Annotated in this window: 16 protein-coding genes; 9 read left to right on the plus strand and 7 right to left on the minus strand. The window is 59.0% G+C overall.

What is annotated here, in order from left to right:
- Positions 1-12 precede the first annotated feature (12 nt).
- The 5 genes from IEU99_RS05030 to IEU99_RS05050 all read right to left on the minus strand — a co-directional run bounded on the left by IEU99_RS05030 (position 13) and on the right by IEU99_RS05050 (position 4270).
- A complete protein-coding gene (locus IEU99_RS05030; RefSeq protein WP_128890484.1) occupies positions 13-1227 on the minus strand; it encodes an isochorismate synthase in 1215 nt (404 codons plus the stop codon).
- On the minus strand, positions 1224-1895 hold the full coding sequence (locus tag IEU99_RS05035) for an isochorismatase family protein (RefSeq protein WP_128890483.1): 672 nt from the start codon (positions 1893-1895) through the stop codon (positions 1224-1226). The genes IEU99_RS05030 and IEU99_RS05035 overlap by 4 nt, the downstream gene beginning before the upstream one ends.
- A gap of 85 nt (positions 1896-1980) precedes the next feature.
- Positions 1981-2730 (minus strand): SDR family oxidoreductase, encoded by a 750-nt coding sequence (locus IEU99_RS05040; RefSeq protein WP_128890482.1) that lies wholly within the window; start codon positions 2728-2730, stop codon positions 1981-1983.
- Positions 2731-2905: 175 nt separating this feature from the next.
- Positions 2906-3067, minus strand: a complete 162-nt coding sequence (locus tag IEU99_RS05045; RefSeq protein WP_128890481.1) for an isochorismatase family protein — start codon at positions 3065-3067, stop codon at positions 2906-2908.
- A gap of 207 nt (positions 3068-3274) precedes the next feature.
- The gene (locus tag IEU99_RS05050; RefSeq protein ID WP_128890480.1) at positions 3275-4270 is read right to left on the minus strand and encodes a siderophore-interacting protein; all 996 of its coding nucleotides are present in this window, start codon (positions 4268-4270) and stop codon (positions 3275-3277) included.
- A gap of 208 nt (positions 4271-4478) precedes the next feature.
- Between IEU99_RS05050 and IEU99_RS05055 the strand changes: the two genes are divergently transcribed.
- The 6 genes from IEU99_RS05055 (at position 4479) to IEU99_RS05080 (ending at position 9619) form a co-directional block, all read left to right on the plus strand.
- Entirely contained in the window at positions 4479-4793 is a 315-nt protein-coding gene (locus tag IEU99_RS05055) for a hypothetical protein (protein WP_128890479.1), read from the plus strand.
- Between the two features lie 623 nt (positions 4794-5416).
- Positions 5417-5785 carry a 50S ribosomal protein L14 gene (gene rplN, locus IEU99_RS05060; protein WP_123960894.1) on the plus strand — a complete coding sequence of 123 codons (369 nt, stop codon included), beginning with the start codon at positions 5417-5419 and terminating at the stop codon, positions 5783-5785.
- Between the two features lie 2 nt (positions 5786-5787).
- On the plus strand, positions 5788-6102 hold the full coding sequence (rplX, locus tag IEU99_RS05065; RefSeq protein ID WP_123960892.1) for a 50S ribosomal protein L24: 315 nt from the start codon (positions 5788-5790) through the stop codon (positions 6100-6102).
- A 2-nt stretch (positions 6103-6104) separates the two neighbouring features.
- On the plus strand, positions 6105-6668 hold the full coding sequence (rplE, locus tag IEU99_RS05070) for a 50S ribosomal protein L5 (RefSeq protein ID WP_123960890.1): 564 nt from the start codon (positions 6105-6107) through the stop codon (positions 6666-6668).
- 163 nt (positions 6669-6831) lie between these two features.
- Entirely contained in the window at positions 6832-7245 is a 414-nt protein-coding gene (gene panD / locus IEU99_RS05075) for an aspartate 1-decarboxylase (protein WP_128890478.1), read from the plus strand.
- 454 nt (positions 7246-7699) lie between these two features.
- Positions 7700-9619 carry a YhgE/Pip domain-containing protein gene (locus IEU99_RS05080; RefSeq protein WP_128890477.1) on the plus strand — a complete coding sequence of 640 codons (1920 nt, stop codon included), beginning with the start codon at positions 7700-7702 and terminating at the stop codon, positions 9617-9619.
- A 64-nt stretch (positions 9620-9683) separates the two neighbouring features.
- Here the strand turns inward: IEU99_RS05080 and IEU99_RS05085 are convergent, their stop codons facing one another.
- Both IEU99_RS05085 and IEU99_RS05090 read right to left on the minus strand, forming a co-directional pair.
- Positions 9684-10607 carry a diacylglycerol kinase gene (locus tag IEU99_RS05085; RefSeq protein WP_128890476.1) on the minus strand — a complete coding sequence of 308 codons (924 nt, stop codon included), beginning with the start codon at positions 10605-10607 and terminating at the stop codon, positions 9684-9686.
- Positions 10604-12190, minus strand: a complete 1587-nt coding sequence (locus IEU99_RS05090) for an FAD-binding oxidoreductase (RefSeq protein ID WP_128890475.1) — start codon at positions 12188-12190, stop codon at positions 10604-10606. The genes IEU99_RS05085 and IEU99_RS05090 overlap by 4 nt, the downstream gene beginning before the upstream one ends.
- 226 nt (positions 12191-12416) lie before the next feature.
- On the opposite strand from IEU99_RS05090, the gene IEU99_RS05095 reads away from it, so the two are divergent.
- The 3 genes from IEU99_RS05095 to IEU99_RS05105 are packed head-to-tail and all read left to right on the plus strand — an operon-like array spanning position 12417 to position 14859.
- A complete protein-coding gene (locus IEU99_RS05095; RefSeq protein ID WP_128890474.1) occupies positions 12417-12995 on the plus strand; it encodes a TetR/AcrR family transcriptional regulator in 579 nt (192 codons plus the stop codon).
- Positions 12992-14557, plus strand: a complete 1566-nt coding sequence (locus tag IEU99_RS05100) for a glycerol-3-phosphate dehydrogenase/oxidase (protein ID WP_128890473.1) — start codon at positions 12992-12994, stop codon at positions 14555-14557. The genes IEU99_RS05095 and IEU99_RS05100 overlap by 4 nt, the downstream gene beginning before the upstream one ends.
- Positions 14557-14859 (plus strand): hypothetical protein, encoded by a 303-nt coding sequence (locus tag IEU99_RS05105; protein WP_128890472.1) that lies wholly within the window; start codon positions 14557-14559, stop codon positions 14857-14859. The genes IEU99_RS05100 and IEU99_RS05105 overlap by 1 nt, the downstream gene beginning before the upstream one ends.
- The last annotated feature ends 6 nt before the right edge of the window (positions 14860-14865 follow it).

The following is a 14865-nucleotide window of genomic DNA, read 5'->3' on the forward strand; positions in this document are numbered from 1 at the left end:
TGGTGTGGTGCGTCATCGTTGCAGCTCCAATTCGTATTCGGCGGCCCTAATAAGGCTGGGGCTTAGGCTCAGCGCCTGGATAAGGGGGCCGAATTTGCTTTGTGTTTCTTGCACCTCTGCTGCTGGATCGGAATGCTGCACGATGCCTCCGCCAGCACTGGCAAGAATGCGAAGGTGTTCTGAGGCGTTGCTTGCAGGATCCATCGTTGGTGGCAGCATCGTCGCACTTCGAATCCCCACTCGCCATTGGCCATTGCCTTGGGCATCGGACCAACCCACCGCGCCAGCATAAAAGCCGCGTTCGGGTTCTTCCTCGCTTAAAATGTGGCGCGCTTCGGGCTGCGGGTAGCCAGAAACTGCGGGCGTGGGGTGCAGCAATGCTGCAAGTTCCAGGCTGCTGATCGCATCATCGCGCAATTCGCCGGTGATTTTGGTGCCAAGGTGCCAGGTATGGCTGGTAGCACTAATCGATGGGCGCGCTGGAATATCTAGGCGGGTACATAATGGCCCAAGAGTTTCAGCGATGTCGTGTGTAACAAAGGCATGTTCGTGAAGATCTTTGGCCGAAAGCTGCAGTTCAGTTGCCCGAGCCTGATCCTGCACCGGATCAGCACTTCTAGCGATCGTGCCAGCCAAGGGGAAGGATTCGATATAGCGCCCGCGTTTTGCAATGAGTAGCTCAGGGCTGCTGCCTACAAAATAGGCACCTTGATATCGCTTGCCAGCGGCATCAAGGCGTAGCAGGTGTCCATCGCCTGTGGCGCTGCCTTGAAGGAAACGCCCCAGCAACCACAGGGGATCGGCAACAAGGTCTGCGTATTCACCAGAGGTGATATCCACACGCATCTGGCGTGAAAGCACCACTTTTTGTGCAATGCCTTGTTTGAGTTGCTCCACCATGCGCGCGACTCGCCCATGGTGCTCCCCGCTGTTGTGATTAAAGCTGATTGATACCGCAGCATCGTGTTCTGATGGCGCAAGAGCAGGGCTTGAAAGCGTGAGTGCCTGTTGGTGAATGCTATGGCGCTTGGGGCTAAACAAGCACACTGGATCTGCTTCGTGGAAGGGCAAAGCGCCCACGATGATCGGCACGGCCTGAGTGTGCAAGGCTTGGGCGGCCGCGCTCACGCTGGAAAATGTTTGAGCGATGCCAGTTGCTTGAAGCGTCTCCGTGGCAGAGCTAAAGATGGCCGAGGGATGCTGGGCAGTGCTGTGGCTATGGTTCACAGGCGCACCTCGTGGGTGCGTGCTTTCAGGGCGTTGAGCGCTTCGTTTGCCGCAACCACCTTGCCGCAGCGAGCTGCTACCCAATTGAGGGTGCGCTGGTGATCTTCTGCAGAGAAATCTGCAATGCCGTCTGCCACGAGGAAGGGCTGGATGTCGTTCATAAACGCATCGACGGCGCTGACTTGGCAGCCCATGTGGCCATAGACGCCGGTGATGATGAGTTGATCGCGGCCTTCAAATGCGAGTGCTTGGCGCAGATCGGTGCGCTCAAAAGCGCTATAGCGCCACTTCGTAAGCAGGTGGTGGTGCGGCAGTGGGGTGAGTTCTTCCACGACTTGAGCATCCTGGGTAGTTTGCATGCCTTTGCCCCAGAAATCGCTAAGAAGCCCGCGGCGAGCAGTCTTTTGCTCGGGTGGCTGCACGGAGTAAAACACCGGAACTTCCGCATCGTCGGCAGCCGAGATGAGTGCTTGGATATTTGGCAGCACGGTTGCCATAGGGGCTTGGTTCCGGTCGTATGCCTCAATGAAGTAGTTCTGCATGTCGTGGACGAGCAGTGCGCAGCGGTTGAGGTCGACGGTCCATTGCTCGGCGGTATTGGGGGTGCTCAACAATGCCAGCGGCTCGCTTGAGCTCAAGGGGTAGGGAGCAATCGCGGGAATGGGCATGGTGTTCTACTCGAATCTTTCTGGGTCGTGTTCAGGGGGGGGGTTGTCCGACATGCCTCATCGGCGTAACTCAAGATAGCCTAACCTAAGCGTCTAGGGTAGCCCCGCCGTCTACTCGCAGGTCATGCATGGTAATGTGCCGAGATTGCGGGCTGATGAGCCAAAGACATGCCTGTGCGATGTCTTCCGGGGTGGCGACTCGCTGCAGCGGAATGCCTAGGCGATAGGCCTCCGGGTTGCCTGCAATCACCTCCTGGTGGCGCTGCTTGAGCTGGGTTTCGGTATCGCTGGGCTCATGCCACATGCCGCGAAGCATTGGGGTGTCGGTGGAGCCGGGGGAGACGGTATTGCAGCGGACCCCATAGGGGGCGAGCTCAAGGCCAAGGGTGTGGACCCAGCTTTTTGCGGCAGCCTTTGATGCTCCATAGGCGGCCATGCCGCTTCTCGGTACCGCTGCGGCATTGGAGGTCACCACTACGATGGCACCTCGTTTGCGTGCGGCCATTTGTTGGGCAATCGGAGAACATGTGGCGATCACGCCTTCGAGGTTGATGGCTACGCTTTGCCGGATCGCGTCCCAATCGGGTTGTAAGGCGCTATCTGGGCGTAGCACTCCGGCGGTGTGGATGAGGTAATCCACAGGTGCTGGCAGTGCTTGGAGGTGGTGGTCAATAGATTCCGGGTCGCTCACATCTACTTCTGGTAGATCCCACCGCGACACGCTATAGCCGTGCTCAAGCAGTACATCGCAGGTGGCCTGCCCAATACCGCCCTTGGCGCCGGTGACAAGACAGTGGCCGCGGTGTTCTAAATCCTCAGAGTGCTTCAAAGCCATAAGGTAAGGCTAGCCTATCCCTCAATCTGGCAGTAGGTAGCCGCCCGTGGTGGCCGAAACTTGGTATCGCAACGTGCGCGCTTCCAAGGACACGGCTAGAGGCCCCCAATTGTTCTAGCGCGCTGGCCGCGTCGAGACTCCGTCCGCACCGCCCGGCCACCCAATCGATTGTTTCCTAGTGATCCTGGGCCGTGAAATCTGCAATCCCGTCCGTGATGACAAACGCCTGGATCTCTTTCATGAACGCGTCCACCGCGGAAACCTTGCAGCCCATATGGCCATAAATCCCAGTGATAATTAGCTGATCTCGGCGGGCAAAGGCGAGTGCTTGGTGCAAGTCTGCAGCCGGTGCATTGAGGACTAGCCCGCGGCGACGGTAAGCAACCGGCTACTCAATCGCCTCAAACTGCCCGGAGCGAAAATCCGCATCCCAGTGCCCGGTCAGTTGGATCAAAATGCGCTGGGCGTCGGCTCGCAGGTTCTGGGTGTCAGAAGTATTGGTGCTTATGTCCCCATCGTAAAGAGCGGGACCCACAAGGGGCGCCTAGCCGCGCGCTTTGCCGACCCGCCAGTAGCCGCTGAACAGGATGAGGTTTTTTGCCACGTCCCACTCGCTGACTAGGTGGCGGCGGACGGCTTTGACGATGGAGGCCTCGGCGCACACCCAGGCATAAGTGAGCTTCGGCGTGCCGTGCTGGCTCGCAATGCGATCGAGAGCATCCAGGCACATGGCCGCCTGCTGATCCTGCGGTAGCGTCAAACGGTGGTAACTGGCCAGCGGGTGGCCGTCGAAGGTACTGCTACGGCTGTCGCTGGAGATTTGCAGCGGAGTTGGTTCGAATTGTTCGTCGGTGCTGCCCACGACAACAACGTGAGTGCGGGCCAGATGCTCGTCGGTCAAGCTTTCCAGAATGTTCAATAGCGCCGGGTGAGATGCCGCATCTGCCACCAGCAACTGCGTGCCGTCGGTGTACTGGTAGTTGCTGGTCATCGTGTGGATGCCGATGGTCTGCCCCTCGGTGGCCTGCAGGGCCCAACGTGCGCCGGGGCCCATCTCGTTTTCGTCGTGGTCGCCTTCAGCCCCGTGTACCACCAGGTCAATAGTGACCGTCTGCGCCGCATTGTCATAAGCGCGGATTGTGTACCAGCGCAGATCCGGTCGCTGCTCCTCAGGCAGCTGCCCTACCGCAGAGCGGATATTCTTGACATCCTCCTCCGGCAGCACCAAGTCCCTGCCTGGCTGCGGCAGAATCAGTGCCACATACTCATCCGGCGCCGACGGCTGGAAATCCGCAAACTGTGGTGCCCGCAGCACCACCCGGCGCAGTTGCGGGGCGATCGACTTCACCCCCACCACCGTGGCTTCAAAGGTGTGCATCCGCAACGGAGCATCCGGGATGGCCATAAAACGTCGGTAGCCCATCCGCATCAAACCGACCATCGGCAAGTACGTCGCTTCCGACAGCGCGCCCGACAGTTTCGACAATTTCTGCTTAACGCCGGCAACCACACCCAAGCGCCCGGAGGACGAAGTATTCATGCCGCCACAATACCAAACCGACCGTTACGCACAACCCGTAAAGTATCGATACGCTGCAATTCTAAGGGCACCCTATCTAGAAGCAGGCTAACCTTAGTTACTCTTTCGATCAAGGACGCACCATGTCAAAAAATCCGCCGAGCCTCACCACAGCTCACCCCAGCAGCGCGACGAATCCATCCTGGCCGGCCACTGGCTACTTGCCAGCATGGGCAAGAAAGTCCTCCGCCCCGGCGGCCGCGCTCTAAGCGACTGGATGCTCACCCGCGCGAACCTCGGCCACGCCCGCGTCGTCGAGCTGGCACCCGACCTGGGTATCGCCGCGACCCAAATCCCCCGCTACCTCCCTCAGTCCACCATTGGAATCGATAGGGATGCCGACGCTGCCCGTCAGACATCCCAGCGCCTGCGCCGGCAGTCCGACGCGGCAACGATGATTGGAGATCCCCAAGACTGGGCCTGCAACCCGAGGATCTGGACGATGAGCTCAAAGCCGACACCCAGCGCTCGCTGCCCGCGCTGAAGAGTTCCCAGGTGGTCGCGGTCCGGCAGCCCAGCGGTGTTCCGTCGATGGCCCGGCAGCTCGATGTGCTTCCTGCGGTGGATCGGGGAGCAATTGCGCGGCTGAATCGGGATGCGCTTATCGCTGGTACTTCATCCATTTACCCGTTGTCTGTGCCGTGGTCTCTTGGCAAGGTCAGCCCCGTTAGTCATGGGGCAGTGACCAGAGCTCAACGTTCTTAAATTGGCAAACTGCGATCGTTAGCTACGGTGCCGGGGGGGTAAATAGGCTGTTTGGTCTGCTTGGTCTGCTTGGTCTGCGGGGTGGTCTACTGCGTGGCCTGAGCTGCATGTGTGCTGTGCGTTGTGCTGCTGTGCACTGTATTCTGTGCGCTGTATTGCTGCGTTAAAAGATGCGCGTTAGGGGAGCACCTGCAATTTGGCTGTGTAGGGCGGGGCGTGGCATAATGCTCGGGTTGCCTGTAATAGGTCGCTTAGCCGTGCGTTTCCGAGCGGTGAATGCGAGACCCTTCGGCCTTAAAGGTCCGTCGTCACTTCGGTGGGATTGCAGAGCAAATGCAAGCGAGACCGCGCGCGTCAGGACGGAAATCTGCCGCGCATGTATCCAGGTCAAGGAGACCCATAGTGATTCAGCAAGAATCGCGTCTGCGGGTTGCCGATAACACTGGTGCACGTGAAATTCTGTGCATCCGCGTACTCGGTGGCTCCACCCGACGCTTCGCTGGTATCGGCGACACCATTGTCGCTACCGTGAAGGAAGCAACCCCCGGCGGCAACGTCAAGGCCGGCGAGGTTGTTAAGGCCGTAATCGTTCGTGCGAAGAAGGAAACCCGTCGTCCGGACGGCTCCTACATTCGTTTCGACGAGAACGCTGCCGTGATCATCAAGAACGACAATGAGCCCCGCGGCACCCGTATCTTCGGCCCCGTGGCTCGTGAGCTTCGCGATAAGAAGTTCATGAAGATCGTTTCGCTCGCACCGGAGGTGATCTAAGGATGAAAATCCGTAAAGGCGATATGGTCCTCGTGATCTCTGGCCCCGACAAGGGCGCCAAGGGCAAGGTTATCCAGGCGTTCCCCAAGGAGGACAAGGTTCTCGTTGAGGGCGTGAAGCGCATCAAGAAGCACGTTGCTAACTCCGCACCCGAGCGTGGTGCTGAGTCCGGCGGCATCGTGACCCAAGAGTCGAAGATCCACGTTTCCAACGTGATGCTCCTCGACGCCGAGGGCACCCCCACCCGCGTGGGCTACCGCTTCGATGAGAACGGCAAGAAGGTCCGTATCTCGCGTCGTACCGGGAAGGACATCTAACCATGAGCGAGAACTACACTCCCCGTCTTAAGACCCGCTACCGCGAAGAGATCCGCACCAAGCTCAACGACGAATTCTCCTACGAGAACGTCATGCAGATCCCCGGTATTACCAAGGTTGTTGTGAACATGGGTGTGGGCGACGCTGCCCGCGACTCCAAGCTCATCAACGGCGCTCTTGAGGATCTCACCCTCATCACCGGTCAGAAGCCCGAGCTGCGTCGCGCCAAGAAGTCCATCGCGAACTTCAAGCTGCGTGAAGGCATGCCCATCGGTGCTCGCGTCACCCTGCGTGGCGACCGCATGTGGGAATTCCTCGACCGTCTGCTCACCGTGGCACTGCCGCGTATTCGCGACTTCCGCGGTCTGTCTGATCAGCAGTTCGACGGCCACGGCAACTACACCTTCGGCCTGACCGAGCAGACCATGTTCTACGAAATTGACGTAGACAAGGTGGATCGTCCCCGCGGTATGGACATCACCGTGGTGACCACCGCCACCAACAACGAAGAAGGCCGCGCCCTGCTGCGCGAGCTCGGCTTCCCCTTCAAGAAGAACGAGAAGTAAAAGCTTCGTTGCTTTAAAAGAGCTTAAGACCCCGCCTGGTGCGGGGTCTTTTCTTTTGCCCGAAGGCTCGACGCCCGAATAGGCGTAGTTGAAGGGCACGCAAACATAGCTGTTATGCTGCCAATTTCTTTTGAGCTTAACTGGGACGCTAATGTTCAGCTTCGTGTTACGCACCATGCTGAAATCGAAAATTCACCGGGCTACCGTCACCCAGGCAGATCTGCACTATGTGGGATCCTGCACCATTGACGCAGACCTCATGGACGCCGCCGACATTCTCGAAGGCGAAAAGATCGACATCGTTGATATTGATAATGGCAATAGGCTGAGCACCTACGCGATTAGCGGCGAGCGTGGTTCTGGGATTATTAGCATCAATGGCGCAGCCGCCCGATTGATTAGCCCCGGTGACCTCGTCATCATCATCGGTTACGGGATCTTCAATTCCGAGGAACTAGAGCAGTACGCACCCAAGGTGGTGTTTGTTAATGATCGTAACCAGCAGGTGGAGTTGGGTCATGATCCAGCCGATGCTCCAGCAGGTTCGGGATTGTCTAACCCCCGCACACCGCACTGAGTACACCACGCTGAGCGCACAACGGGGCCGCCCCTAGCATATTCCGGGGGTGGAAATCAGCGAAAACCCAAACAAAAACCCACTTGGTGCCCCCGGAATGTGTAAAGGTGTGAGGGGGAAATGGGGGTAGGGGATAAGCCGGCGGTTGAGCGTGCAAAATGCAGCAATAAACCCAAAATAACACTGCTTTTTTATCCCCTCTATACCTTTGGTGTAAAGCACCCCTTATCCCACATGGCGGTGAACAATACCCTGGGTTTTGTGAACACTATTGCCCAGATAACTAGCCCTAGGCCAGAGGCTTTAGGGTCAATACGCTATGGGCGTGTTCTGTACTTAAGAATCTGGGCAAGTGGCGCGGCATTCGGTGTGAGCGAGTGCGCTGGTGCGTCGAAAAGCTCCAGGTTGTCAAGCCCTCTTATCGGGTCTACTTGAGCTGTGAAGGTCGAACCCTATGTTTTCCTCCCGAAGCAAACCCCCGCTGTATTCACGTAAGCGTCGCATCGCGATCCGCTCCGCCGTGGTGATGGTGCTGGTGGCACCGCTGTTGGTGGCCGCGGCCTGGATGTGGTCGATGTGGGATCCCTCCCACTACCTCGACGAAGTCAAAATTGCCGTGGTCAACGAGGATAAAGGCGTGACCCAAGATGGCCAGAAGGTCAATTTTGGCAAGGACATTGAAAAAGGTCTGCTCGATACCAGCTACCTCAACGTTGAGGCCGTCTCTACCGATCAAGCCGGCAAGGGCATGCGCGATGGCGAATATATCGCCACCATTTCCATCCCCCAGGATTTCTCGCGCAACATCGCCACGGTGATCGATGAAAAGCCCAGCCAGGCAGATGTGATCATCTCTTATAACGATCACTATGGCACCAACACCCCGCTGCTGACCTCCGGTTTGATCCCAGGCATCCAGGCAGGTATCCAGTCCGGTATTACCGAAGGCTATGGCCAAGAAATTCTCGACGGCATGAACCAGCTTGGTGCCGGTTTGAAAGAGGCAGCCGATGGCGCCGTGCAGCTCGATGATGGCGCCGGCATGCTCAAAGACGGCACCGAACAAGGCATTGATGGTGCACACCAGCTCAAAGATGGCACCGAGCAGGTACGCGATGGCGCAGGCCAGGTCGATGATGGCGTAAGCCAGCTTCTCGACGGCACCCGCCAACTCGGCGACGGCGCCGCCCAAATCGATGCAGGTGTTGGCCAATTAACCGATCAACTGATCCCCCTTGCCCGTCAAGCAGGTGCCGCGGCCGATCAGATCCGCCCCATGATCCAGGTGCTGCGCCAATTGCAGCTCAACCAGGAAGCTGATCGCCTCCAGGGCATCGTGGATACCTTGAGCAATTCCAGCCCCCAAGGCGTTGCCAACCAGCTACAAATGCTCAAAGACGGCACCGCCGAGATGAGCCGCCAGCTCAACAGCCCCTCTGCTGAATACCTCGGTGGCATGCTCCAACTCAAAGATGGCACCTCGCAGCTTGCCGCAGGCACCGTCGAACTCGACGAGGGCATGGGCCAGATGCTCGACGGCACCTATCAGCTTGACGACGGCGTGCGCCAGCTCAAAGATGGCACGACCCAATTGCGCACCGGCCTGGTAGAAGGCTCAGCCCAAGCACCGCAGATCACCGATATTCCTGCTTCTTCGCGTCAATTGGCCATGCCAGTTGCCTACTCCCAGGATTATCAGCACCCGGTGCAAACCCTTGAAGATCTCAACGACCCCACCTCCAAGCAACTCTCCGGTGGCGTGACCTTCATCTTGATCCTCGTCTTCGGCTTCCTGTTCATGGTGCTGGTGAGCATGTTGGCACCGCACATCTTGGGCTACAAGCAGCGTCGCAATCCGCTCGGACAAGTACTCGGTGGTTTCGCCATCACCGCGGCCATTAACACTGTGCTGCTGTTCTTGCTGGTGTGGGCGGGCGCTCAGCTCGGTTTCTCGGTGCTGCACCGCGCGGCCTTTGCAATCTGCGTGATCATTTTGGCCACCAATGCCACCGCCTTCTTCCAGATGCTTCGCATTGCCTTTGGCCGCTTGATCGGAGGCACCCTGGCGCTGGGATTCTTCGCCTACGGCGTGTTTAGCTTCGGTGGTGTGTGGCCAATCCAGCTCACGCCGAAACCGCTGCGCCTCCTGCACGATATCCACCCCATGACCTATGCCCGCCAGCTCTTTATCGCAGGTGTGGAAGGCGATATTGATAGCTCCTACTTCGGCGCGGCCCTCCTGCTGGTGGTGCTGACCATCGTCTGCCTGGCTATCTCGGTATTCGTGGTCAAACGCCGTCAGAACCAAGAGGAAGCAGATGATACGGCCCCTGGTGCTGCTGATGCAGATACCAGCGAGCTGGTGAATTCCTAGTCTGCTCACCAAGAAAGCGGCTGCACCTTCAAGGTGCAGCCGCTTTCTATTGGGCTTGGAAGCGCTATGGCCTCGGGATCAGATAGAGCCCTGCGTGTTCTTCTACCGTGTATTCGATGGGCAGCACATCAAAGCGGTCGCCATCGGCATAGACGGGCATATCGGGCATCTCAATGCGGATCTTCTTGGCGCGGTACTGGCTCAAGCCTTCCTCGCCACGGATATTGCCGGTGTAGATCTTGGGGAACTTCCTGGCCACGTTGTAGCGATTCATGCGGCCAAGCACCGTGAGATCAAGCAGGCCATCATTGTGGCGAGCATCCGGGCAGATCTGCATACCGCCACCATAGGAGCGGGTATTGCCCACCGCCGCTAGGGTAATGGGCTCATCCACCACGAGTTCATCGTCGAGGAAGATCCGGCAGGGAATGGAGTGGAAGTGCAAAAACTCCAACACGATGGCTGCCACGTAGCGTGCAGAGCCCTTGGGCCAAGAAATGGTGTTGGCACGCTCGGTCACAATCGAGTCGAAGCCCTGGGTAACGCAGGTGCCGAAATAGCGCTCGTGACCATCATCGGTGCGCATCTTGCCTAGATCGGTGCGCACACTCACGCCATCAACCACCACTTCGGCGGCGCGCTCGGGATCGAGCGGAATGCCGTACTCGCGGGCGTGGTCGTTGCCCGTGCCGGCGGGAATGATGCCCAAGGGGGTATCGGTATTGGCCTGGGCTTGCAGGGCTAAGTTAATCAGCCCATCGCCGCCGCAGACCACGAGTGCATCAACGCCAGAATCGAGTGCCTCTTTGGCTAGCTCTGCAGAATTCTCGGGGCTTGAGCCAGCAATGCTGATCACATCCACGCCGAGCTGGTGAAAACGTGCCTCGGCGCGGTTGCTTTTGTGCTTGGCCAGGCCTTTACCGGCAGCAGGGTTGGTCAACAGCGCAATCTTGTTGATCTCGCGCTTGGCAATCTTGATGTCGTTCATGGCAGGAGCTTTCCTGGGTTGAGCACGCCCTGTGGGTCAAGGTGATCCTTCACAGCCCGCAGGATGCCCAGACCAAGCTGGCCTACTTCCTGCTGCATGAAGTCTGCGTGATCGGTGCCCACGGCGTGGTGGTGGGTAATGGTTCCGTTGTGCTCAGTAATGGCACGAAGAATAGAAAGCTTTGCGTGGCGCCACTGCTCGATGGGGGCCTCGTCCTGGGCGCCCAAGATGGTGAAGTACAAAGAGCAGCCATTGGCGTACACGTGAGAGACGTGGCAGAGCACCAGTGCCACCGAGTTCCCTTCGCCCAAGGCCTCGGTTACAGCGGCGGTAATCGCCTTTTTCAGATTCGGCACATTAGACCAGGTGGTGGCAGTTTCGAAGGTTTCGCACAGCACGCCTGCATCCAGGAGGGCGTCGCGAAGCACTGGGGCGCCAAAGCGACCCTTCTCCCACTTGCGCACAGGGGCCTCGCCCAAGGAGGTGGCACCCATTTCCAGCAGGAGGTTGCGGGTTTCTTCGTGGCGGGAGGCAACGTGCTCGCGGGTGCCTTCGTACATGGTTAGGCACAGGCAGCCATGCGGTGCTGCGGTGTCTTGCTCGCCAATGGCATCGGTGGAGGTGAGGTTGGTTGCCGATTCGATCTCGTCGGAAAGCCTGATCACCGTCGGGCCGGTCTTGTGCTGTTCAACGGCGCGAACTGCGGCCACACCGCTTGCAAAGTCGGGGAAGACGAATGCCTCATAGGCCTTGGCCTCAGGGATGGGGTGAACCTTCAGGCGCACCTTGGTGATGATGCCGAAGGTGCCCTCGGAGCCCATGAACAGCTCCTTGAGGTCTGGGCCTGCAGCGGAAGCGGGAGCTGCGTCGCCCACCGTCATGATGCCCTGAGGGGTGACCACTTCCATGGAAGCGACCATCTCATCAAAACGCCCATAGCCTGCGGAGTTCTGGCCAGAGGAACGGGTTGCGGCAAAGCCGCCGATGGTGGCGTAGGGGAAGGATTGGGGGAAGTGGCCAAGTTGCAGGCCGTGCTCAGCCAAGGCGATTTCTGCCTGCGGGCCGGACATGCCGGCGCCCAAGGTGGCCTCGCCGCTGATGGAATCCACATCTTCGATGGCATCGAAGCGGGTCAGATCCAGGCTGATCACCGCGTTGAAGCGGCCACGCAGCGGGGAAACACCGCCAACCACCGAGGTGCCGCCGCCGAAGGGGACAACGGCCACAGAGCTTTTCGACGCCCACTGCAGCAGTTCCAGCACCTGCTCATTGCTTTTTGGCGCCACCACGGCATCGGGAACATCGATGACCTGGTCCACGCGCCAATCCAGCAGGTCAAAGTAGGACTTGCCGCGTGCTCGGGGGATGCGCTGCTCGCGTTCGGTGGAGACATATCCGGCCCCACAGATTGCTTCGAGTGCTTCGAGCTGTGCCGCATCGAGGGCGCATTCGCTGATCTTGACTTCAGCAAGCGCAGGGGCGGGGCGGGGAGTGGTATTTCCTACCACTTTGCCCACGAGCGATTGCAGGCTTTTGCTCAGGGGCTTGGCTTCTTGCTCCGAGCCCCAAATGGAAAATGACATGGGAGGGAGTGGCAATGCGTTCATACCTTCAAGCTACAAGCGCCCCAAAAGCTCGGGAAGGGGGTAGGAGTTGAAAAGGGGGCCAAAAAGCGGGGTGTGTAAAGTTGCAGAAAAATTTCTCCAGCGCCTCCTGCCAGCGCAAAGAGGGATATTTTCTGCGTCTGCATCAATGATGTAAAGCGCAATTCCTTGACACCCCCGCCTCCCTAACGGCCACAATTAAGGCATGAGCACCGATGTAGACGAGGCGATCATGCGCGCCGCACGCACCCAAGTGGTGCAGATGGGCATTCGTCGCACCACCATGTCTTCGGTTGCTCGGGGAGCAAAGATTTCGCGCCCCACGCTCTATGCGCGTTTTAGTGGAAAAGACGCGCTCATCAGCAAGCTTTTAACCCATGAGCTGCTCACCGTCGTTGCCGAAGGTAAACGCCTGCCTGATACAGGCAGCGGTTTCGTCGAAGCACTCATGGATGCCGCCCGCGCGGTGGCAAGCAATGAAGTGGTCAAGGCAATCGTCGAAGAGCAACCGGAGCTGCTTGGCACCTACTTTTTTCGACGCCTCGGAGAATCACAGGTGCGCATCATCGGTGCGCTTGAGCGAAAGATCGCCCAGATCCAACGCAACGCCCCGCACACCATCTGCCACCGTGACCCCCACGCCGCAGCCACCATGTGCTGTTCGGTGCTGCAGCACTTTGCCATCAGCGCCAGAATTTTCGACCCCGTACTGCGAGCCCAACGCTCAGGCAGCACCTGGGATCAAGAACTACAAGTCATGCTAGAAGGGTATCTACTGCCATGAACACCGCACTCAACGCCGTGCGCCGGGAAGCTGACCTGGACTACCTCGCCAGCGATCCCGATGATATCGACCTCATCGTCATCGGTGGTGGCATCACCGGCGTGGGTATTGCCCTCGACGCCACCTCCCGCGGATTAAACACCGTGCTGCTTGAACGCCGCGACTTCGGCTTCGGCACCTCGCGGTGGTCCTCCAAGCTGGCGCACGGCGGCCTGCGCTACCTGACCAAACTTGAGGTAGGCATTGCCATGCACTCCGCCAAAGAGCGCGGCTTGCTGATGGAACACAACGCCCCTCACTTGATCCGCGCACTCCCGCAGGTAGCCCTGCTTGCCAGCGACACCAACCTGGTGCAAAAGGTAGCCATGCGCCTGGGATTTATTGCAGGCGATATGTTGCGCATCGCAGCCGGAACCAGCTCGAAGATCCTGCCGCGTTCTCGTTATGCCAATAAGAAAGAAACGCTGCAGATGTGCCCCACCGCGCTGCAAGATAATCTGCGCGGATCGTGGGTCAACTACGACGGCCAAATGGTTGATGATGCCCGCATCGTTGCCGCCGTTGCCCGCACCGCAGCAGGCGAGGGCGCAAGGATCCTCAACTACACCGAGGTCACCCATGCCGAAGGCACGGCCGTGGAATTCCACGATGCCATCGGCGGGCGTGATCTCCGGGTGCGCGCCAAGGCCGTGATCAATGCAACCGGTGTATGGGCAGGCACCGTGGATGAAGATATCCGCGTGCGCCCATCGCGCGGTACGCACCTCGTGGTGGACGCAGCAACCCTGGGTAATCCCACCGGTGCCCTCACCGTGCCACTGCCAGGTTCCATCTCGCGCTATGTGTTCTTGGTGCCGCAGCAATATGGCCGCGTCTTTATCGGGCTGACCGACGAAGACACCCCAGGCCCAATTCCCGATGTCCCAGACACTCCGGAAGAAGATATCGACTTCATCCTCGAGGCCATCAACCACGGCCTTGGCACCAAGCTGCAGCGCAGCGATGTGATCGGTGCATTTACTGGTCTGCGCCCGCTGATCGATACCGGTGCCGGTGGCTCCACCGCGGACCTTTCGCGTCGCCACAGCACCATCGAGGCCTCCAATGGTCTGATCTCCATTGTGGGCGGCAAGTACACCGAGTTCCGCCTCATGGCCGAAGAAGCCATCGACGAGGTGCTCAAGCGCAAGGGCATGCGTGCCGGCTCCTGCCGCACCACCAACCTTCCCTACGTGGGTGCTCCCACCCACCCAGGCAGCTTGAGGGTCAATGGTGCCGATTTGGCAGGCCTGCCAAACACCATGGTGCAGCGCTATGGCTATGAATCCCCACAGGTAGTAGCCACAGCACCCATCGAGCGCCCCATGGATAAGGTCGCCGGTCTGGATATCACCCGCGCAGAAGTGGCCTTTGCAGTAACCCATGAGGGTGCACTGAATGCAGATGACGTCTTGGATCGTCGTACCCGCATCGGCCTGGTACAACGTGACCGCGATGCAGCAGAACAAGAAGTAACAGAGATCGTTGAGCAGACGCTCGAATACATCAAGGAGAACCAGTAATGAGCAAGCGCAACGTCGCCGATCGGGTAGGGCGTAAATTCATCGGCCGTGGCCTGGCTTGGGCGCAGGTCCAACACCCCGGAGCAGTAGCCCGAGTGATCCAATTTGCCATTGCAAGGACCTCGTCTTCGCACAAGAAGGCCCCAAGCACCAGCGGCAAAGCCGTGGGGCTAGAAGCCGCACACCAGGCAGCAGGAGTGCCAGCGCCGCTGGAATTCCATCGCCTCAGTGGCATCCAAGCTGCAAGCGCGATCGCCGGGGTCACCCCTGATCAAGCTGCCACTATCCGTGTCAATAGCTAAGAGCTA

The organism is Corynebacterium pelargi (genome assembly GCF_014635485.1).
In the GTDB taxonomy this organism is placed as follows: Bacteria; Actinomycetota; Actinomycetes; order Mycobacteriales; family Mycobacteriaceae; genus Corynebacterium; species Corynebacterium pelargi.